This window comes from Polynucleobacter sp. KF022, from assembly GCF_027924105.1.
Taxonomy (GTDB): Bacteria; Pseudomonadota; Gammaproteobacteria; order Burkholderiales; family Burkholderiaceae; genus Polynucleobacter.
This window is the reverse complement of sequence record NZ_AP026972.1, coordinates 63,065-80,218: the sequence shown is the minus strand read 5'-3', so window position 1 is coordinate 80,218 and position 17,154 is coordinate 63,065. Positions and strand designations below refer to the sequence as shown.

General features: G+C 45.8%; 27 protein-coding genes. 5 read left to right on the top strand and 22 right to left on the bottom strand.

Annotated features, from left to right (window positions below):
• The first annotated feature begins 2 nt into the window (after positions 1-2).
• Both PKF022_RS00485 and aroB read left to right on the top strand, forming a co-directional pair.
• Positions 3-527 (top strand): shikimate kinase, encoded by a 525-nt coding sequence (locus PKF022_RS00485; protein ID WP_216231097.1) that lies wholly within the window; start codon positions 3-5, stop codon positions 525-527.
• An 8-nt stretch (positions 528-535) separates the two neighbouring features.
• Complete coding sequence (gene aroB, locus PKF022_RS00480; RefSeq protein ID WP_281777443.1) at positions 536-1,618, top strand: 3-dehydroquinate synthase; 1,083 nt, start codon at positions 536-538, stop codon at positions 1,616-1,618.
• Here the strand turns inward: aroB and cyaY are convergent.
• Complete coding sequence (gene cyaY, locus PKF022_RS00475; protein ID WP_348773179.1) at positions 1,615-1,992, bottom strand: iron donor protein CyaY; 378 nt, start codon at positions 1,990-1,992, stop codon at positions 1,615-1,617. The two genes, aroB and cyaY, sit on opposite strands and share 4 nt — an antisense overlap.
• 238 nt (positions 1,993-2,230) lie before the next feature.
• On the opposite strand from cyaY, the gene lysA reads away from it, so the two are divergent.
• Positions 2,231-3,529 carry a diaminopimelate decarboxylase gene (lysA, locus tag PKF022_RS00470; protein WP_281776773.1) on the top strand — a complete coding sequence of 433 codons (1,299 nt, stop codon included), beginning with the start codon at positions 2,231-2,233 and terminating at the stop codon, positions 3,527-3,529.
• Between the two features lie 88 nt (positions 3,530-3,617).
• Here the strand turns inward: lysA and PKF022_RS00465 are convergent, their stop codons facing one another.
• Complete coding sequence (locus PKF022_RS00465) at positions 3,618-4,343, bottom strand: c-type cytochrome (protein ID WP_216231096.1); 726 nt, start codon at positions 4,341-4,343, stop codon at positions 3,618-3,620.
• 114 nt (positions 4,344-4,457) lie between these two features.
• Between PKF022_RS00465 and yihA the strand changes: the two genes are divergently transcribed.
• On the top strand, positions 4,458-5,123 hold the full coding sequence (yihA, locus tag PKF022_RS00460) for a ribosome biogenesis GTP-binding protein YihA/YsxC (RefSeq protein ID WP_281776772.1): 666 nt from the start codon (positions 4,458-4,460) through the stop codon (positions 5,121-5,123).
• A 4-nt stretch (positions 5,124-5,127) separates the two neighbouring features.
• A complete protein-coding gene (gene hemB / locus PKF022_RS00455) occupies positions 5,128-6,129 on the top strand; it encodes a porphobilinogen synthase (protein WP_281777442.1) in 1,002 nt (333 codons plus the stop codon).
• Between the two features lie 21 nt (positions 6,130-6,150).
• Here the strand turns inward: hemB and dsbD are convergent, their stop codons facing one another.
• From dsbD to rplN, 20 genes are all read right to left on the bottom strand, one after another.
• On the bottom strand, positions 6,151-7,827 hold the full coding sequence (dsbD, locus tag PKF022_RS00450) for a protein-disulfide reductase DsbD (RefSeq protein WP_281776771.1): 1,677 nt from the start codon (positions 7,825-7,827) through the stop codon (positions 6,151-6,153).
• Entirely contained in the window at positions 7,824-8,174 is a 351-nt protein-coding gene (gene cutA, locus PKF022_RS00445) for a divalent-cation tolerance protein CutA (protein WP_281776770.1), read from the bottom strand. Before cutA ends, dsbD begins: the two co-directional genes overlap by 4 nt.
• Before the next feature lie 69 nt (positions 8,175-8,243).
• Positions 8,244-8,639 (bottom strand): 50S ribosomal protein L17, encoded by a 396-nt coding sequence (gene rplQ / locus PKF022_RS00440; protein WP_281776769.1) that lies wholly within the window; start codon positions 8,637-8,639, stop codon positions 8,244-8,246.
• A 16-nt stretch (positions 8,640-8,655) separates the two neighbouring features.
• On the bottom strand, positions 8,656-9,636 hold the full coding sequence (rpoA, locus tag PKF022_RS00435; RefSeq protein ID WP_068320137.1) for a DNA-directed RNA polymerase subunit alpha: 981 nt from the start codon (positions 9,634-9,636) through the stop codon (positions 8,656-8,658).
• A 23-nt stretch (positions 9,637-9,659) separates the two neighbouring features.
• The gene (gene rpsD, locus PKF022_RS00430; protein ID WP_011901924.1) at positions 9,660-10,283 is read right to left on the bottom strand and encodes a 30S ribosomal protein S4; all 624 of its coding nucleotides are present in this window, start codon (positions 10,281-10,283) and stop codon (positions 9,660-9,662) included.
• A 118-nt stretch (positions 10,284-10,401) separates the two neighbouring features.
• Positions 10,402-10,809 (bottom strand): 30S ribosomal protein S11, encoded by a 408-nt coding sequence (gene rpsK / locus PKF022_RS00425; RefSeq protein WP_015420254.1) that lies wholly within the window; start codon positions 10,807-10,809, stop codon positions 10,402-10,404.
• Between the two features lie 18 nt (positions 10,810-10,827).
• The gene (gene rpsM / locus PKF022_RS00420) at positions 10,828-11,193 is read right to left on the bottom strand and encodes a 30S ribosomal protein S13 (protein WP_015420253.1); all 366 of its coding nucleotides are present in this window, start codon (positions 11,191-11,193) and stop codon (positions 10,828-10,830) included.
• A 24-nt stretch (positions 11,194-11,217) separates the two neighbouring features.
• Positions 11,218-11,334, bottom strand: coding sequence for a 50S ribosomal protein L36 (rpmJ, locus tag PKF022_RS00415; protein ID WP_012357167.1), 117 nt, complete (start codon positions 11,332-11,334; stop codon positions 11,218-11,220).
• A gap of 34 nt (positions 11,335-11,368) precedes the next feature.
• Entirely contained in the window at positions 11,369-11,587 is a 219-nt protein-coding gene (gene infA, locus PKF022_RS00410) for a translation initiation factor IF-1 (protein ID WP_068320132.1), read from the bottom strand.
• A 4-nt stretch (positions 11,588-11,591) separates the two neighbouring features.
• Complete coding sequence (gene secY / locus PKF022_RS00405; protein WP_216231089.1) at positions 11,592-12,929, bottom strand: preprotein translocase subunit SecY; 1,338 nt, start codon at positions 12,927-12,929, stop codon at positions 11,592-11,594.
• A gap of 17 nt (positions 12,930-12,946) precedes the next feature.
• Complete coding sequence (gene rplO, locus PKF022_RS00400; RefSeq protein WP_068320126.1) at positions 12,947-13,387, bottom strand: 50S ribosomal protein L15; 441 nt, start codon at positions 13,385-13,387, stop codon at positions 12,947-12,949.
• A 27-nt stretch (positions 13,388-13,414) separates the two neighbouring features.
• Positions 13,415-13,603 carry a 50S ribosomal protein L30 gene (rpmD, locus tag PKF022_RS00395; RefSeq protein ID WP_015420249.1) on the bottom strand — a complete coding sequence of 63 codons (189 nt, stop codon included), beginning with the start codon at positions 13,601-13,603 and terminating at the stop codon, positions 13,415-13,417.
• A 24-nt stretch (positions 13,604-13,627) separates the two neighbouring features.
• Positions 13,628-14,146, bottom strand: a complete 519-nt coding sequence (rpsE, locus tag PKF022_RS00390; protein WP_011901917.1) for a 30S ribosomal protein S5 — start codon at positions 14,144-14,146, stop codon at positions 13,628-13,630.
• An 18-nt stretch (positions 14,147-14,164) separates the two neighbouring features.
• Positions 14,165-14,518 (bottom strand): 50S ribosomal protein L18, encoded by a 354-nt coding sequence (rplR, locus tag PKF022_RS00385; protein WP_215360615.1) that lies wholly within the window; start codon positions 14,516-14,518, stop codon positions 14,165-14,167.
• Positions 14,519-14,531: 13 nt separating this feature from the next.
• A complete protein-coding gene (gene rplF, locus PKF022_RS00380) occupies positions 14,532-15,065 on the bottom strand; it encodes a 50S ribosomal protein L6 (protein ID WP_216231088.1) in 534 nt (177 codons plus the stop codon).
• A 10-nt stretch (positions 15,066-15,075) separates the two neighbouring features.
• On the bottom strand, positions 15,076-15,471 hold the full coding sequence (gene rpsH / locus PKF022_RS00375; protein WP_068947700.1) for a 30S ribosomal protein S8: 396 nt from the start codon (positions 15,469-15,471) through the stop codon (positions 15,076-15,078).
• 24 nt (positions 15,472-15,495) lie between these two features.
• Complete coding sequence (rpsN, locus tag PKF022_RS00370; RefSeq protein WP_071464445.1) at positions 15,496-15,801, bottom strand: 30S ribosomal protein S14; 306 nt, start codon at positions 15,799-15,801, stop codon at positions 15,496-15,498.
• 9 nt (positions 15,802-15,810) lie between these two features.
• Positions 15,811-16,353 (bottom strand): 50S ribosomal protein L5, encoded by a 543-nt coding sequence (rplE, locus tag PKF022_RS00365; protein ID WP_046329383.1) that lies wholly within the window; start codon positions 16,351-16,353, stop codon positions 15,811-15,813.
• A 16-nt stretch (positions 16,354-16,369) separates the two neighbouring features.
• A complete protein-coding gene (gene rplX, locus PKF022_RS00360) occupies positions 16,370-16,678 on the bottom strand; it encodes a 50S ribosomal protein L24 (RefSeq protein ID WP_011901911.1) in 309 nt (102 codons plus the stop codon).
• Between the two features lie 9 nt (positions 16,679-16,687).
• A complete protein-coding gene (gene rplN / locus PKF022_RS00355; RefSeq protein ID WP_015420241.1) occupies positions 16,688-17,056 on the bottom strand; it encodes a 50S ribosomal protein L14 in 369 nt (122 codons plus the stop codon).
• Positions 17,057-17,154 lie beyond the last annotated feature (98 nt).

The window sequence follows — 17,154 nt, the reverse complement described above, 5'->3', positions numbered from 1 at the left end:
GGGTGAACTCTTCGACAAACAATATCTTTCTGATCGGCCTAATGGGCGCCGGGAAGTCGACCGTCGGTAAAGTCCTAGCCAAAAAATTAGGGCGTCGATTTCTAGATGCCGACCATGTCATCGAAGAACGCTGTGGCGTAAAAATTCCCGTCATTTTTGAAATGGAAGGTGAAGAGGGTTTTCGCAAAAGAGAGGCTCAAGCCATTCGTGAAATCACCAATGAAAGAGACATTATTTTGGCAACTGGTGGTGGCGCTGTTTTATTGCCAGAAAATCGTCAAGCACTCAGTGATCATGGGACCGTCATTTATTTGCACGCAAATCCAATTGAGCTTTGGCATCGCACTAAGGGTGGTGAAGGACGTCCACTTCTTAAAAATGGCGATGCCAAAAAAATTCTAGAAAATTTATACGCTATTCGCGATCCCCTCTATCGCGAAATTGCTGACCACGTTATTGAAACTGGTAAACCAAGTGTTAATCAATTGGTCAACACCTTAATTATGCAGCTTGAACTTTCCGCTTGAAGAATATGATGAAAACACTTGAAGTTGATCTTGGTAATCGCAGTTATCCAATTTATATTGGCACAGACCTCATTGATCAGCCTAACCTATTTAGCGCCTGTGCAAAAGCAACCTCTATCTACATCGTCAGCAACACTACGGTTGCCCCAATTTACGCAGAGCGTCTGACCAAGACTCTAAATACTTTTGGCAAGCCTGTTAGAACGATTGCGTTACCTGACGGGGAGTCTTATAAAGACTGGAAAAACCTTCAGCTTATTTTTGATGACCTGTTGAAGTTTGGCGCTGATCGTCAAACAATGCTGGTTGCCTTAGGCGGTGGAGTCATTGGTGATATGACTGGATTTGCTGCAGCCAGCTTCATGCGTGGCATTCGCTTTATTCAAGTACCAACAACCTTGCTAGCTCAGGTGGATTCATCTGTAGGCGGAAAGACTGGCATCAACCATCCGCTTGGTAAAAATATGATTGGCGCCTTTCATCAGCCCGTTGCTGTGATTGCAGACCTTAATACTTTAAAGACTTTACCCCCCAGAGAACTCTCCGCCGGTCTTGCGGAAGTGGTTAAACATGGTGCTATTGCCGATGCGCAGTTTTTAAATTGGATCGAGGCTAATGCAAAGGCATTATTGGCTTGTGACACTGTCGCCATGGGTCACGCAGTTTTGCGTTCGTGCGAAATTAAATCTGCAGTAGTGTCCGCAGATGAAAGAGAGGGGGGCATTCGCGCAACCCTGAACTTTGGTCACACTTTTGGACATGCAATTGAAGCAGGCATGGGTTACGGCGAATGGTTACATGGCGAAGCGGTTGGTTGCGGCATGGTGTTAGGTGCCGATTTATCGCGCCGCCTTAACTACATCAGTGAAGCCGATGTCCAGCGCCTCACCAAAATCATCCAATCGATGAACCTACCAATTACCCCACCTAAGTTTGGTGGGGATCGCTACATGGAGCTGATGCAGGTTGATAAAAAAACTGAGGGCGGGCAAATTCGTTACGTAGTTTTAGAAAAGATTGGTAAAGCCCAGATTAAGAGTGTCGCTGATGACCAGGTCATTGAAACATTGAAAGCTACTGGCGCCGCTTAAATAAGGGCAACCTTTATTTCTTGGCCTGCCTGAGCAGTAGCAAACTCTGATAAATCACTTAAAAGCTCTTTGCCTGTTTTGGTATCCAGCCATAAAGGCTTGGCCACAGTGCCAGCCCAGCGATAGTGATATCCGCCTGATTTTGCGGCTACCCAAATTTCATGCAAAGGTGGCTGAGTATTCACCACGATGACGCTTCTATCCTTAAAACGAATATTGATGACGTTACCACCCTGGCGCTCGACGTCTAAATCCAGATCTAACGCATCATCTGCAGCTTCTAGCGCCGCCTCTATGGAATGCAGTAGCTGACTTCCCAGCTGATAAAACTGCTTGTCATCAATGGTTTCTGTGCCTGAATTATTTGGATTCATACTGGAGTCCTGCATGCTATATTCAATCATTCGTTTTAGAGACATTCATGATAGCGATTCTTAATAGAGCCCTCTGCCTTAGCTTTTTAATATCCCTTGTTGGGTGTGGGGTAAGAGGACCGCTATTTTTGCCCAATGTGCCATCTGCTCCTCCGGCTCCCACAGAGCCTGAACCCAAAGGCAAACTCTACCCACCCCAAACACCCGCCAGCCCAAGTAATCCTTCAACGGCCAAGTAATGACAAGCAAAGCACTTCCAATTCCTCAGTTATCCGGTTTTTCGGAACGTAATGGCAACTGGTTTGCCGAAGAAATTCCACTGGCTGATTTAGCAAAAGAGTTTGGCACTCCGCTCTATGTCTATAGCAAAAAAGCATTAACAGAGGCCTATCAGGCATACGATAAGGCCTGTGTTGATAGCAATGGCAAACGTCGTGCGCGCGTGCACTATGCCATGAAAGCCAATAGCAATTTAGCAGTGCTTGATTGCTTTAAAAAATTGGGTTCTGGGTTTGATTTAGTTAGTGGCGGCGAATTAGCGCGTGCGTTAGCCATTGGTGCAGACCCGAAAAGCCTGGTATTTGCTGGCGTAGGTAAATCCGCCTCTGAAATTGGCGCAGCCCTAAAGGCTGGCGTGAAATGCATCAATGTTGAGTCCATCGCCGAGCTACATAAAATCAATCGGGTTGCCTCTGAGCTAAATCTGCGCGCCCCTATTTCTTTACGCGTTAATCCGGATGTGGATGCACAAACTCATCCTTATATTTCCACTGGATTGAAGGGCAATAAATTTGGCATCGCCTATCACGAGGTTTTAAAAACATATCGTGAAGCGTCACAACTTTCTCAAATTGATGTTGTCGGTATTGATTGCCATATTGGCTCACAAATTACCACTACTGCGCCTTACTTAGATGCGCTCGATAAAGTATTGGATCTTGTTGCACAACTGAAAAAAGAAGGCATTGTTATTCACCATCTAGATCTAGGTGGCGGCCTCGGAATTTCATATAGCGATGAAACTCCGCCAGACATTACCGACTTTACAAACACTTTATTAAATCGCGTAGCTGAACGTGGCTTTGGCCATCTGGATGTTGTTCTTGAGCCAGGCAGATCATTAGTTGGTAATGCTGGCGTACTCCTAACCACGGTGGAATATTTAAAGCCAGGTGCTGAAAAGAACTTTTGCATTGTGGATGCCGCAATGACTGAGCTGATGCGTCCAGCCTTATATGAAGCGCATCACGGCATTGTCCCAGTAAAGAATAAAACAGCAACAGCCTTAACTTATGACATTGTTGGTCCTGTTTGCGAATCCGGTGACTGGCTAGGAAGAGATCGTCATCTGGCTATTGAAGAAGGTGATCTTCTCGCCATTCTTTCTGCTGGCGCTTATGGTTTTGTAATGGCGTCCAACTACAACACACGCCCTAAACCCGCTGAGATTATGGTTGATGGAAAAAATGCTTATGTCATTCGCGCTCGCGAAAATACTGCAGATTTATTCTCTTCGGAAACAGTTTTACCAAGTTAATAATTTGCATCAGTTGATAACGTCGTAAAGTTTTAGGCAATAAAAACCCCGCTGCAAGAGCGGGGTTTTGTTTTTTTGCTGTTACTAATTAACGTAAGCCTGCAATGTAGTCAGAAACTGCTTTCATTTCTAAATCTGACATCTTGCCTGCAATAGCTGTCATCATTGGACCATTCTTGCGAGTGCCGTTACTAAACGCAACCAATTGTGCGTATGAGTAATCAGCCCATTGACCACCTAATCGTGGGTACTGTGAAGGGATGCCAGCACCTGTTGGGCTATGGCAAGCTGCACATGCTGGAACACCCTTTGCTGCGATACCGCCGCGGTAAATACTTTGACCTAACTCGATGGTTGCCTTGTCTTGAGCAACACCCAAAGAAACGGGCTGCTTAACTAAGTAAGCTGCAATGTTTTGCATATCCTGTTCAGTCAATGTGGCTGACATACCCATCATCACAGGATTAGCACGAGTACCTTCTTTAAAGTTTTTCAACTGCTTGGCTGTATATGCTGCGTGTTGGGCAGATAACTTAGGCCAAGTAGCAACTGCGCTTTGCCCTTTAGGGCCGTGGCAAGTAAGACAAGCTGTAACGCCGCGCGAAGGATCGCCATTGGAGTACAGAGCTTCGCCAGCCGCTGCATCAACTTTTGGCTTGCCTGGAACAGCAGCCTTAGCTTCAGCAGCAGGTGCAGCCGGAGCCGCATCGGCAGCAAAAACTGTGCCAGAAATGCCAATCAAGGCGAAAATAGAGAGAGCCGCAAAACCAGCACGTAAGCTAGTTAATTTGGAGATTTGAGAGGTTTGACGCATTATGTTTACCTTGGCAAAAATTCCTAAAAGTGTTTGGGCCCTGCATTTACAACCTTTTACCCAACACCATGAGATATTTCATGATTTTGCGTGATTTTACAATAGCTTCTGGACATGTCTAAACTCTTTCAAGCCCGATTCGCCACCACAGTCAATGACACCCATTGCCTGCCTGCTACGCCCCTGCGTGAGGTGGCTTTTGCTGGGCGCTCAAACGCTGGTAAATCCAGCGCTATAAATGTCCTTTGCAACCAAAAAAGACTCGCTTTTGCCAGTAAAACGCCTGGCCGCACCCAACATATCAACTATTTCGGCCTTTTTGCCAAAGATGACCTCCTAGCCTACTTGGTGGACTTGCCAGGCTATGGCTATGCAGCTGTCAACCATGAAACCAAATACCACTGGAATTCCCTGCTAAGCGACTATTTGCAGGAGCGAGAGCAGTTGGTAGGCATGATCCTCATTGTGGACTCTAGGCGCGGTATCACCGATTTGGATGAGCAAATGATTGAGTGGTTTGTACCTACTGGCAAGCCAATTCATGTTTTGCTCAGCAAATGCGACAAACTCAATAAAAGTGAGTGCAAGCATGCGCTTGAGGCAGTCCGCAAGCAATTGCAGCAATACGACCCAGCTTTGCCCGATGGCAATGGTGAGTCCAAGCAACTTACGGCACAATTATTTTCAAGCACCAAACGAATAGGCCTTGAAGAGGCCGACAATATTGTTATTAAATGGTTATTTGAAGCAGAGACTAAAGAAGATGAAATCACCAGCTAATTCATTGCTTAATTTTCCAGGGCATCGTCCTCGCCGCATGCGTCGTGATGATTGGTCACGCCGCCTTATGCAAGAGAACAGTGTCTCTGCCAATGACTTTATCTACCCGGTGTTCCTGCTTGAAGGCCAAGGCAAATCCGAAGCCGTTGTCTCAATGCCAGGTGTAAATCGAGTGTCTTTAGATTTGCTTTTTCCAGTTGCGCAAGAGTGTATTGATTTGGGCATTCCAGTTCTTGCACTCTTTCCGGTGATCAACTCCTCACTAAAAACGCCTGATGGTAAAGAAGCATTTAATCCAAATGGTCTTATTCCAACAGCCGTTCGCGAACTCAAAAAACGCTTTCCCAATCTAGGCATCATGACGGATGTAGCACTTGATCCCTATACAAGCCATGGTCAAGATGGTGTTCTTGATGAGCAAGGTCGCATTCTCAATGATGAAACTACCGCAATCTTAGTTCAACAAGCGATTGCGCAAGCTGAGGCTGGCGTCGATATCGTCGCACCCTCAGACATGATGGATGGTCGCATCGGAAAAATTCGTGAAGCGCTTGAACAAAGGAAACTTATTCACACTCGCATCATGGCCTACTCTGCCAAATACGCCTCAGCGTTTTATGGCCCATTCAGAGATGCCGTAGGCTCTGCCAAGAACCTAGGCAAGGCGGATAAAAAGACCTACCAAATGGATTGCGCCAATGGTGACGAGGCTTTGCGGGAGGTGGCTCTCGATATCAATGAAGGTGCTGATATGGTGATGGTCAAACCTGGCATGCCTTATTTAGATATCGTGCGACGCGTACGCGAAGAGTTTGATTACCCAACTTATGCATACCAAGTGAGCGGTGAATATGCCATGCTCAAAGCCGCTGCACAGAATGGTTGGTTAGATTACGATGCTGTAATGATGGAATCACTACTTGCATTTAAACGTGCTGGTGCCGATGGTGTTCTGACTTACTTTGCGCTGGAAGCGGCGCGACTCATTAAAGCAGCTAAGAAATAATTCAATAGTTACTCAGCTGCTTTAGTTTTTCAACACGTTTTTTAAGCGCTCAATAAAACGTTGTGGTGGCATATAGCCAATCACACGTTGATCTTTTTGCTCTTGCGAATTTTGATCAAAGATCAGAATGCCTGGGGGACCAAATAAACCAAAGCGCTTCAGCAAAGCCTGGTTATCAGGGCTGTTTACAGTGACATCAGCCTGTAATAAAACAAACTGCTTTAGCACCTTACTGACTTCTGGATTTGCAAAAGTATTGACTTCCATTTCTTTGCAACTAATGCACCAATCAGCATAAAAATCCAAGAGGACTAGTTTCTTTTCTTCTTTGGCTTTGCTCAATTGAATATCAAGCTGCGCCGGCGACTGAATCACAATAAAAGCCAAGTTTCCAACTTGGTGAATACTCTGACCATTAACTGTTTTTGCAGTTCCAGAAGCGTCATTATTTTGCAGCAATGGCGAGGCAATCCAAGCAGCCGTTGCAACCAATAAAACACCTAGAGTGCGCTGTAACCACACCATCCAGATTCCAGTAGATGGAATCAAGATGCGAGCTTCAACAGCGATAAATAACAGTGGTAATCCCATTCCTAGCGCCATTACAAAGAGTAAGCCCGCACCCAAACTCATAGAACCGGTTTGGGCAATAAAGGCTAAAACGCCTGCTAAAGGAGCCGTAATGCAGGGGCTGGCTACCAGCGTGGAAATACCCCCCAAAGCAAAGGCACCAAATACGCTACCGCCCTTTTGACGCCCTGCTAACCTATCGACATGCTGATGCCATGATTGGGGCAGACGTAAGTCATACAAGCCAAATAGACTGCCAGATAGGGCTAATAGCAATAGGGCAAAAGTAGCGAGCGCAAAAGGACTTTGTAAGGCACGCTGTACGCTGCCCCCCAGAGCCGCCATGAGCACGCCTGCCAAGGCATATACCAAAGCCATACCTAAGACGTAGGCCAATGCTAGGGCGCTAGCACGGCCCTTTGAAATAGCTTTGCCATCTTGAGTCCCGAAGATTACGCTGGATAGGATCGGCAACATGGGAAGCACGCAAGGCGTGAATGCCAAAGCCAGGCCCAATACAAAGAATGCTAGAAATAAATACGCAGTTGAAGTGTTTTCTAAAAAGCGGCTGATGGCATTAACGTTATCGCGCTCACGCCATAAATCTGCCAAACTAAATTGGTCATTTGCCTTCACGCTTGACGAGGGAATGCCATCTAATGCTTCTGGAATTGGTGCTGCTTTTACGCCAGGTCCAGCAAGTAAAAATTTAAGGGTCATGGGTGGGTAGCAAATGCCTGCCTCTGCACAACCCTGAAGAGTGATCTCCAAATGAACAGGCTGCCCAACTGCAGGCTTAATCTCTAGAAAAACTAAGAATGGTTCTTTGTATACCTGAAGCTTTTTTTGAAAAGTTTCATCAAATTTTTCTATGCCCGGTGGCACTGCAGGCCTTATATTACTTAGCTTCTCAGCCTGTGAGCCTGCTTGGAACTTTAAAGACTCTTGGTAGATGTAATAACCTTTAGAAGGCAGAAATTCCAGTTCGACTTGATTGGAATTTTCTAACCAAGTGGCCTCCACCCGAAATGCTTTTTCTGGGGGCAAGAAATCTTGCGCAGCAAATGCTTGCGCAGAGAGGAGTAACAAGACCGCAAAAATTCTTACCAAGAAAGAATGTAATTTCATGACTTCGAATTTACCTCAGACTCGACCCATGCGCCGTACTGTCTTTCATGCTGCTCTGGTGAAAAAGCCAAGATCTCAGGCAGGTCATAAGGATGGGCACTTTGAATAAAAGCCAATATCTCAAGCCACTTTGCTTCGATAGTTTTTGCAGATAACAACACTTCTTGCTCTTCGCAAATTTTGCCTTCCCAGCGATAAATCGAATGAATACCCTCAGTCAGCTGCGCGCAAGCAGCTAAATTCTGCTCAACTAAAGCACGGGCTAAGCCCTTAGCAGCATCCAAACTAGGAAGGCTGGTAACCACCACCAAAAGCTTGCTGTGATTGAATGGTATGTTTTTAGACATTCTGTATTTATAACCTGATAAATGAAAAAAGCCAGACCGAAGCCTGGCTTTTTACTGTAACCGTGAGACTTAAGCCTCTTCAGCTACTGCTGCTGTTTCTTCAACTTCAGGGCGATCCACCAACTCAACCAATGCCATAGGTGCATTGTCGCCATGACGGAAGCCAAACTTCAAAATACGAAGGTAGCCACCTGGACGTGTTGCGTAACGTGGGCCGAGTTCTGTGAAGAGCTTGGCTACGATATCACGATCACGTGTGCGATTGAATGCCAAGCGACGGTTTGCTAAGTTGTCTTTTTTACCCAAGGTAATCAAAGGCTCAACAACCATACGCAATTCTTTGGCTTTTGGCAAAGTCGTTTTAATGACTTCGTGCTCCAAAAGTGAATTGGACATGTTGCGCAGCATCGCCAAGCGATGTGATGATGTTCTGTTTAGTTTGCGTAAGCCGTTTCCGTGACGCATGATGCTTCCTTTCTAATTATTTCTCGAGGTTAGCTGGAGGCCAGCTTTCGAGTTTCATGCCAAGACTTAAGCCACGAGCCGCCAATACATCTTTGATTTCATTCAAAGATTTACGGCCTAGATTAGGCGTCTTCAACAATTCATTCTCTGTACGTTGAATCAAGTCACCGATGTAGTAAATGTTCTCAGCCTTCAAGCAGTTTGCAGAGCGAACTGTCAACTCGAGGTCATCTACCGGACGCATCAACATTGGATCAACCATTGAAGAGCGGCTTGGTGCTAAATCACCAGAAACTTCGCTGCTTTCAAGGGCTGCGAATACAACCAACTGATCAACCAAGATGCTAGCTGCTTGACGAATTGCTTCTTCAGGAGACAACACACCGTTTGTTTCGATGGTCATTACGAGACGATCGAGATCGGTACGTTGCTCAACACGAGCAGATTCAACAGCGTAGCTAACACGACTTACCGGGCTGAATGAAGCATCCAACACGATACGGCCAATGATCTTAGTAGCTTCGTCGTTGTACTGACGTACGTTACCCGGAACATAGCCACGACCTTTTTCAACCTTGATCTGCATATCCAACTTGCCACCAGCAGACAAGTGAGCGATCACGTGATCAGGGTTCATGATTTCTACATCATGTGGCAAATCGATATCTTTTGCAGTAACAACGCCTGGGCCTTCTTTACGCAAATTGATAGTAACTTCGTCACGTGACTGCAACTTAAATACGATACCTTTGAGGTTCAACAAGAGATTTACTACGTCCTCTTGAACTCCATCTAATGTGGAGTACTCATGAACAACACCTGCAATAGCTACTTCAGTTGGTGCATAACCAACCATCGAGGACAAAAGTACACGACGTAATGCATTTCCGAGTGTGTGGCCATAGCCACGCTCGAACGGCTCCATAACAACCTTAGCTTGGTTGGCGGTAAGCGCTTCAACAGAAATAATCTTTGGCTTGAGCAAATTTGTTTGCATATTTTTTCCTTGAGAGTGCCTAATTAGCGTGAATACAATTCGACGATCAAACTTTCATTAATTTCACCGCTAATATCTTCGCGGTCAGGCACTTGCTTAAATGTTCCCTCGAGCTTGGCTGCGTCAACTGAAACCCAAGTAACAGCTGCCATTTGCCCAACCAAATTGAGTGATTCTGTAATACGCGCTTGCTTCTTCGCTTTTTCACGAATCGCAACAACATCGCCAGGCTTAACCTGAATAGATGGAATATTGACAGGGCTACCATTGAGCAAAATTGCGCAATGAGAAACCAACTGACGTGCTTCAGCGCGTGTTGAACCAAAGCCCATGCGATAAACCACGTTGTCGAGACGTGACTCAAGCAACTGGAGCAATGTTTCACCAGTGTTGCCCTTACGACGCTCAGCTTCTGCGAAGTAACGACGGAATTGACGCTCTAAAACGCCATAGATACGCTTAACCTTTTGCTTTTCACGCAATTGATTACCGTAATCAGATGTTCTTGAGCCAGATGTACGACCATGTTGACCAGGCTTAGTATCTAACTTGCACTTGTCTGACAGGGCGCGACGTGCGCTCTTTAAAAATAAGTCGGTACCTTCCCGACGTGCTAATTTGGCCTTAGGCCCTAAGTAACGTGCCACGATGCTTTCCTTTCTTTGCCGCAGTCTTGCGACCGGCGGTGAGTTCGCCCTTTAAATCAGGCGAACAGTGGGCTTTAATAAAAAACTACTGAAACTGTTGTACTGCCAACTTCCAAGCTTAAATACGACGACGCTTTGGAGGACGGCAACCATTATGTGGAACTGGGGTTACGTCTTGAATCTCAGTGATCTTGATGCCCAATGAGTTCAATGCACGCACAGCTGATTCACGACCTGGGCCTGGGCCTTTGATCTGAACTTCCAAGTTCTTAATACCGCATTCAATGGCTGTCTTACCAGCAACTTCTGCAGCTACCTGAGCAGCAAAAGGTGTTGATTTACGTGAGCCCTTGAAGCCTTGGCCGCCAGAAGTTGCCCATGAAAGCGCATTTCCTTGACGATCAGTGATCGTAATAATGGTGTTATTAAAAGAAGCGTGAACGTGTGCAATACCGTCAGCAACGTTCTTTTTAACCTTCTTACGAGCGCGCTGTGAAGCGGCGGAAGCGGATTGTTGTTTTGCCATGTCAATAAACTTTCTTGATTATTTCTTCAGTTGCACGCCAGACTTACGTGGGCCCTTACGGGTGCGCGCGTTAGTCTTAGTACGTTGACCACGTACAGGCAAGCCCTTACGATGACGAACACCGCGGTAGCAACCTAAGTCCATCAAACGCTTGATGCTCATAGTTACTTCACGACGAAGGTCACCTTCAGTAATGAATTTACCCACTTCATCACGCAACTTTTCCAAGTCACCGTCAGTAAGGTCTTTAACTTTTTTGTCGATTGCAACACCTGTGGTTTCACAAATTTTGCGTGCACGAGTTGTGCCAATACCAAAAATTGCTGTTAAACCGATAACAGTATGTTGATGATTTGGGATGTTTACCCCAGCGATACGTGCCATGAGATTTCCTCTTAATTAACCAGATCAGCCTTGACGCTGCTTATGACGTGCGTCTGAAGAACAGATCACGCGCACAACGCGTTTGCGCTTAATGATCTTGCAATTTCTGCAAATACACTTAACGGATGCTAAAACTTTCATAACTCACCTCTTAAAAATAGGTACTACTTAATCTTTACTTCGCACGGAAAATGATTCTGGCGCGCGTCAGGTCGTAAGGAGTCATCTCCACCGTCACCTTATCTCCCGGCAAAATACGGATGTAATGCATCCGCATCTTTCCAGAAATGTGCCCTAGAACCACATGTCCGTTTTCCAGCTTCACGCGAAACATCGCGTTCGGCAAATTCTCTACAACTTCTCCCGCCATCTGAATTACATCGTCTTTAGACATTCAGTTAAGCGCCCATCTTAAAGTTGGCTTTTTTCATCAAAGAGCCGTACTGCTGTTGCATAACAAATGACTGAACTTGAGCCATGAAATCCATTGCAACAACAACAATAATCAACAATGAAGTACCACCGAAATAAAACGGCACGTTGTACTTCAACACCAAGAATTCTGGCAACAAGCAAACCAGAACCATATAAATTGCACCAGCTAAAGTTAAACGCACCAAGATCTTGTCGATGTAACGTGCTGTTTGGTCGCCAGGACGAATACCTGGAACAAATGCACCGCTCTTCTTCAAATTCTCAGCCGTTTCACGGCTGTTAAATACCAATGCGGTATAGAAAAAACAGAAGAAAATAATCGCAGCTGCATACAAAATCGTATACACAGGTTGGCCTGGTGCCAAAGTTGCAGCCAAGTCTTTAATCATTCTGCTGAACATATTGGTTGGCTCGCCTGATGTAAACCAGCCAGCAATCGTTGCAGGGAACAAAATGATTGAAGAAGCAAAAATTGGAGGAATAACACCTGCCATATTCAACTTCAATGGGAAATAAGAAGACTGGCCGCCGTAAATCTTGTTACCAACTTGACGCTTTGCATAGTTCACCAAAATGCGGCGCTGACCGCGCTCGACAAACACCACAAAATAAGTCACTGCCACACAAATTACAACGATCAGCAGTGCAGAAACAATATTCATTGAGCCAGTACGAACCAACTCTAATAAGCTTGCTAAAGCATTTGGCAGACCTGAAACAATGCCACCGAAAATAATAATAGAAATGCCGTTGCCCAAACCGCGCTCAGTAATTTGCTCACCGAGCCACATTAAGAACATTGTGCCGGTTACTAAAGTCACTACAGTATTCAATTCAAACATCAAACCTGGGTTAATAACCAAACCCGGTTGCGCTTGCAAGGCAACAGAAATACCTAATGCCTGGAATGTAGCCAATAACACTGTACCGTAGCGGGTGTACTGGGTAATCTTACGTTGACCAGCTTGACCTTCTTTTTTCAAAGCCTCTAAAGAAGGTACAACAATAGTCATTAACTGCATGATGATCGATGCAGAAATGTAAGGCATGATTCCCAAAGCAAATACGGTAAAGCGAGATAAAGCGCCACCTGAGAACAAGTTAAACATTCCCAAAATGCCGTCTTTTTGGCCTGAGAACAACTGTGCCAACTGGTCCGGATCAATGCCAGGAACAGGAATGTGCGCACCCAAACGGAACACGAGCAAAGCCAACACCAGGAAGACTAAGCGTTGGCGTAATTCGCCAAACTTGCCACCTGCTGCTGCAGTGCTTGCGTTATTGGTAGGTGCTAATGCCATATTTACTAAAAGGCCTATTAAGCTAACTCAACCAATTTGCCGCCAGCTGCTTCAATAGCAGCTTTCGCGCCAGCAGTAGCTGTAATGCCCTTGAGGGTTACAGCAATCTTGAGTTCGCCAGTCTTGATCACCTTAACTGCATTGATCTGCTCACCAGCAAAGCCGTGAGCCTTCAATACCAAGAGGTCCACTTCTGGCAAGTTGATTTTTGCTAAGTCGTTCAAAGTAATTTGGCCAACGTGACGACGTGTCAAAGATACGAAACCGCGTTTTGGCAAACGACGATACATAGGCATCTGACCGCCTTCAAATCCAACCTTGTGGAAACCACCAGAACGGGATTTTTGACCTTTGTGACCACGGCCAGCAGTTTTACCAAGACCAGAACCAATGCCGCGACCAACGCGACGACGGTTTTTCTTAGAGCCTTCTGCAGGTTTAATTGTGTTGAGTTGCATATTCTTCGCCTATTTACTTGCTAGTTATTAGCCAATGACTTTAACTAGATAAGAAACTTTATTAATCATGCCGCGAACAGCTGGAGTGTCTTCCAATTCAGAAACTGAATTGATACGACCTAGGCCTAAGCCACGTACAGTTGCACGATGGCTTTCGCGTGTACCGATCAAGCTGCGTACTAATTGCAGTTTGACTTTGGAGTTAGATGTTGTCATTTATAGATTCCTAATCTTTTGGTCTTAGCCGAGAATCTCTTCAACTGATTTACCGCGCTTCGCAGCAATCTCAGCAGGAGTACTCATCTTGCTCAAACCGTCAATGGTTGCACGAACCAAGTTGTATGGGTTTGTTGAGCCAAGTGACTTAGCTACCACGTTGGTTACGCCCATTACGTCGAAAATCGCGCGCATTGGGCCACCAGCAATAATTCCAGTACCGTCTTTAGCTGGAGAAATCAAAACGCGTGACGCGCCATGTTGACCAGTAACAGTGTGCTGCAAAGTACCTTTACGTAAAGTAACTTTGATCATCTTGCGACGAGCTTCGTCCATTGCCTTTTGAACAGCAACCGGAACTTCTTTTGACTTACCTTTACCCATGCCGATGCGGCCATCGCCATCGCCAACTACAGTGAGTGCAGCAAAGCCGAGAATACGACCACCCTTAACCACTTTAGTTACACGATTAACAGCGATCATCTTCTCGCGAAGACCATCATCACGCTCTTCGTTTTGCATCTTAGTTTGCATTTTTGCCATGTTTTTTCCTAAACCCTATTAGAACTTCAGGCCGGCTTCACGCGCAGCTTCAGCTAAGGCCTTAATACGGCCGTGGTAACGATGACCGGAGCGATCAAACGCAACATCAACAACGCCTGCCTTAACAGCGCGCTCAGCAACTAACTTGCCGATTTGTTTTGCCGCTTCAGCGTTGCCGCCGTTTTTGATCGCTTGGCGCAAATCTTTTTCCATTGTTGAAGCAGCTGCTACAACCTTGGTTCCGCATGGGCTATAAACCTGAGCAGAAATATGAGTATTGCTACGGATAACTGTTAAGCGATTTGCCAATGCCTCGGCAATGCGAATACGAGTCTGCCTAGCGCGTCTTTGTCTGGATTCGTCTTTATTCATTTTCTAATCTCGCTTACTTCTTCTTAGTTTCTTTCAGATGCACAACCTCATCCACGTAGCGAACACCCTTGCCTTTGTATGGCTCTGGTGAACGGTATGCGCGAACTTCAGCTGCGACCTGGCCAACTTGCTGCTTGTTGGAACCTTTGATAATGATTTCAGTTTGAGTTGGAGTCTCAGCCTTTACACCCTTTGGGAGGTTGTAAATAATGTCGTGTGAGAAACCTAACTGCAATTTCAATGTTTCGCCTTGAGCAGCAGCACGGTAACCAACGCCTACCAAGCTAAGCTTGCGCTCAAAGCCAGTAGTTACGCCAACAACCATGTTGTTCACTAAAGCGCGTGCTGTACCTGACTGTGCACCAGCTTCTGGTGTGTCGTTATTTAAAACAACTGTCAATACGCCATCTTCTTGTTTCAAACCAACAGAAGGATGCAAGTTATGTGTCAAAGTGCCTAATGGACCTTTAACTGTGATGTTTGCACCGTTGATGCTGATTTCAGCGCCCTTAGGAACTGTAATTGGTGATTTACCTACGCGGGACATATTTCGCTCCTTAAGCTACGTAGCAAATAACTTCGCCGCCCACGCCTGTTGCACGTGCTTTACGGTCTGTCATTACGCCTTGAGGGGTTGAAATAATTGCAATGCCCAAGCCATTCATTACTTCTGGAATGTCATGACGGCCTTTATAGATACGCAGACTTGGTGTAGATACACGGTCGATACGCTCGATAACAGGACGGCCTGCATAGTATTTGAGATCAATGTGGAGCACTGGCTTAGCTGCTTCACCTTTGATTTCAAAACTTTCGATATAACCTTCGTCTTGCAAAACTTTTGCGATGGCTACTTTAACTTTTGACGACGGCATTGTGACTAACGGCTTTTGCACTGCTTGCGCATTGCGGATCCGGGTCAACATGTCGGCGATTGGATCGCTGATACTCATGAGTTCTCCTAATTCTTTCGCCGCTTACCAGCTGGCCTTGGTTAAACCGGGGATTTCGCCACGGAAGGCGATTTCACGAATCTTGCTACGAGCCAAACCGAATTTACGGAATGTGCCACGTGGGCGACCGGTTAATGAACAACGATTTCTTTGACGAATCGGGCTTGCGTTACGTGGAAGTGCCTGTAGCTTCAAGCGAGCTTCATAGCGCTCTTCATCGCTGCGTGATTGATCAGCAATGATCGCTTTGAGTTCAGCACGCTTGGCAGCGTACTTCTCTACAGTTTTTGCGCGCTTATTCTCGCGCTCAATCAGGGATAGTTTTGCCACGTTAGCCTCTTAATTGCGGAAAGGGAATTTGAATGCTGCCAACAAAGCTTTTGCTTCTTCGTCGGTTTTAGCAGTCGTCGTAATACTGATATTGAGACCACGGAGGGCATCAATCTTGTCGTATTCGATTTCAGGGAAAATGATCTGTTCTTTAACGCCGATGTTGTAGTTACCACGGCCATCAAATGCTTTACCAGAAATACCGCGGAAGTCGCGTACGCGTGGCAATGCAACAGTAACGAAACGATCCAAGAATTCGTACATGCGTGCACCACGCAATGTCACCATGGCACCAATTGGGTAACCTTGACGAATCTTGAAACCTGCAATCGCTTTTTTCGCTTTAGTTACCACTGGCTTTTGACCAGCAACTTTAGTTAAATCGCCAACTGCATTTTCGATAATTTTCTTGTCGTTCACTGCATCGCCTAAACCCATGTTCAGGGTTACCTTGGTGATACGTGGAACTTCCATTACAGACTTGTAACCAAACTTGGCAATCAAATCTGCAACTACTTTAGCTTGATAGTGTTCTTGAAAACGTGTGCTCATAATTTCTCCGTGCCCCTTATGCGCTTAAAGTTGCGCCAGTGGTTTTGAGGAAACGTTGCTTTTTACCGTCCACGAGTTTGATACCAACACGTGATGGTTTGCCGTTACCGTCAACCACAGCCACATTAGAAATGTGAACAGGCATCGTCTTGTCAATCATGCCGCCAGTAACACCGGCTGCTGGATTTGGCTTAACGCTCTTTTTATAAATGTTTACGCCTTCGATCACTAATTTGTTCTCGAGAACGGCTGTAACAGTTCCTTGCTTGCCCTTATCGCGGCCAGTCAACAGAACTACGGAATCACCTTTACGAATCTTTTTCATATCAGCCTCTTAAATAACTTCGGGGGCGAGAGAAACGATCTTCATGAACTTTTCAGTACGCAACTCGCGCGTCACTGGTCCAAAGATACGTGTGCCAATTGGCTCTAACTTTGCGTTGAGCAATACCGCAGCGTTGCCATCGAACTTAATCAATGAACCATCTGGACGGCGAACACCCTTAGCAGTTCTCACTACTACGGCGTTATAAATGTCACCTTTTTTTACACGGCCACGTGGAGCAGCGGACTTTACAGTCACTTTAATGACATCACCGATACTGGCGTAACGACGCTTAGAGCCGCCCAATACCTTGATGCACAACACTTCACTGGCGCCTGTGTTATCGGCAACCTGTAATCTACTTTCGGTTTGTATCATTTCTAATCCCCAACTTATTGGCCAAAGGCAAACAGTCTTGGTTCCGTCTATGGGTTTTAACGAAAGCTAAAACCCGGAATTAATGAAAAACACTGCTT

Excerpts from the sequence above, each read along its gene's own strand:
- rpsH (WP_068947700.1), bottom strand. The coding sequence starts at position 15,471 with ATGAGTATCAGCGATCCAATCGCCGACATGTTGACCCGGATCCGCAAT.
- dsbD (WP_281776771.1), bottom strand. The coding sequence starts at position 7,827 with ATGAAATTACATTCTTTCTTGGTAAGAATTTTTGCGGTCTTGTTACTC.
- rplO (WP_068320126.1), bottom strand. The coding sequence starts at position 13,387 with ATGCAACTCAACACAATTAAACCTGCAGAAGGCTCTAAGAAAAACCGT.
- yihA (WP_281776772.1), top strand. The coding sequence starts at position 4,458 with ATGTCTAAACTCTTTCAAGCCCGATTCGCCACCACAGTCAATGACACC.
- rplR (WP_215360615.1), bottom strand. The coding sequence starts at position 14,518 with ATGAATAAAGACGAATCCAGACAAAGACGCGCTAGGCAGACTCGTATT.
- lysA (WP_281776773.1), top strand. The coding sequence starts at position 2,231 with ATGACAAGCAAAGCACTTCCAATTCCTCAGTTATCCGGTTTTTCGGAA.
- rplE (WP_046329383.1), bottom strand. The coding sequence starts at position 16,353 with ATGAGCACACGTTTTCAAGAACACTATCAAGCTAAAGTAGTTGCAGAT.
- cutA (WP_281776770.1), bottom strand. The coding sequence starts at position 8,174 with ATGTCTAAAAACATACCATTCAATCACAGCAAGCTTTTGGTGGTGGTT.
- cyaY (WP_348773179.1), bottom strand. The coding sequence starts at position 1,992 with ATGAATCCAAATAATTCAGGCACAGAAACCATTGATGACAAGCAGTTT.
- rpmJ (WP_012357167.1), bottom strand. The coding sequence starts at position 11,334 with ATGAAAGTTTTAGCATCCGTTAAGTGTATTTGCAGAAATTGCAAGATC.
- rpsK (WP_015420254.1), bottom strand. The coding sequence starts at position 10,809 with ATGGCAAAACAACAATCCGCTTCCGCCGCTTCACAGCGCGCTCGTAAG.
- rplN (WP_015420241.1), bottom strand. The coding sequence starts at position 17,056 with ATGATACAAACCGAAAGTAGATTACAGGTTGCCGATAACACAGGCGCC.
- rpsE (WP_011901917.1), bottom strand. The coding sequence starts at position 14,146 with ATGGCAAAAATGCAAACTAAGATGCAAAACGAAGAGCGTGATGATGGT.
- aroB (WP_281777443.1), top strand. The coding sequence starts at position 536 with ATGAAAACACTTGAAGTTGATCTTGGTAATCGCAGTTATCCAATTTAT.
- secY (WP_216231089.1), bottom strand. The coding sequence starts at position 12,929 with ATGGCATTAGCACCTACCAATAACGCAAGCACTGCAGCAGCAGGTGGC.
- rplQ (WP_281776769.1), bottom strand. The coding sequence starts at position 8,639 with ATGCGTCACGGAAACGGCTTACGCAAACTAAACAGAACATCATCACAT.
- rplX (WP_011901911.1), bottom strand. The coding sequence starts at position 16,678 with ATGAAAAAGATTCGTAAAGGTGATTCCGTAGTTCTGTTGACTGGCCGC.
- rpsM (WP_015420253.1), bottom strand. The coding sequence starts at position 11,193 with ATGGCACGTATCGCTGGGGTAAACATCCCAAATCATCAACATACTGTT.
- rpoA (WP_068320137.1), bottom strand. The coding sequence starts at position 9,636 with ATGCAAACAAATTTGCTCAAGCCAAAGATTATTTCTGTTGAAGCGCTT.
- rpmD (WP_015420249.1), bottom strand. The coding sequence starts at position 13,603 with ATGACAACATCTAACTCCAAAGTCAAACTGCAATTAGTACGCAGCTTG.
- infA (WP_068320132.1), bottom strand. The coding sequence starts at position 11,587 with ATGTCTAAAGACGATGTAATTCAGATGGCGGGAGAAGTTGTAGAGAAT.
- PKF022_RS00465 (WP_216231096.1), bottom strand. The coding sequence starts at position 4,343 with ATGCGTCAAACCTCTCAAATCTCCAAATTAACTAGCTTACGTGCTGGT.
- rplF (WP_216231088.1), bottom strand. The coding sequence starts at position 15,065 with ATGTCCCGCGTAGGTAAATCACCAATTACAGTTCCTAAGGGCGCTGAA.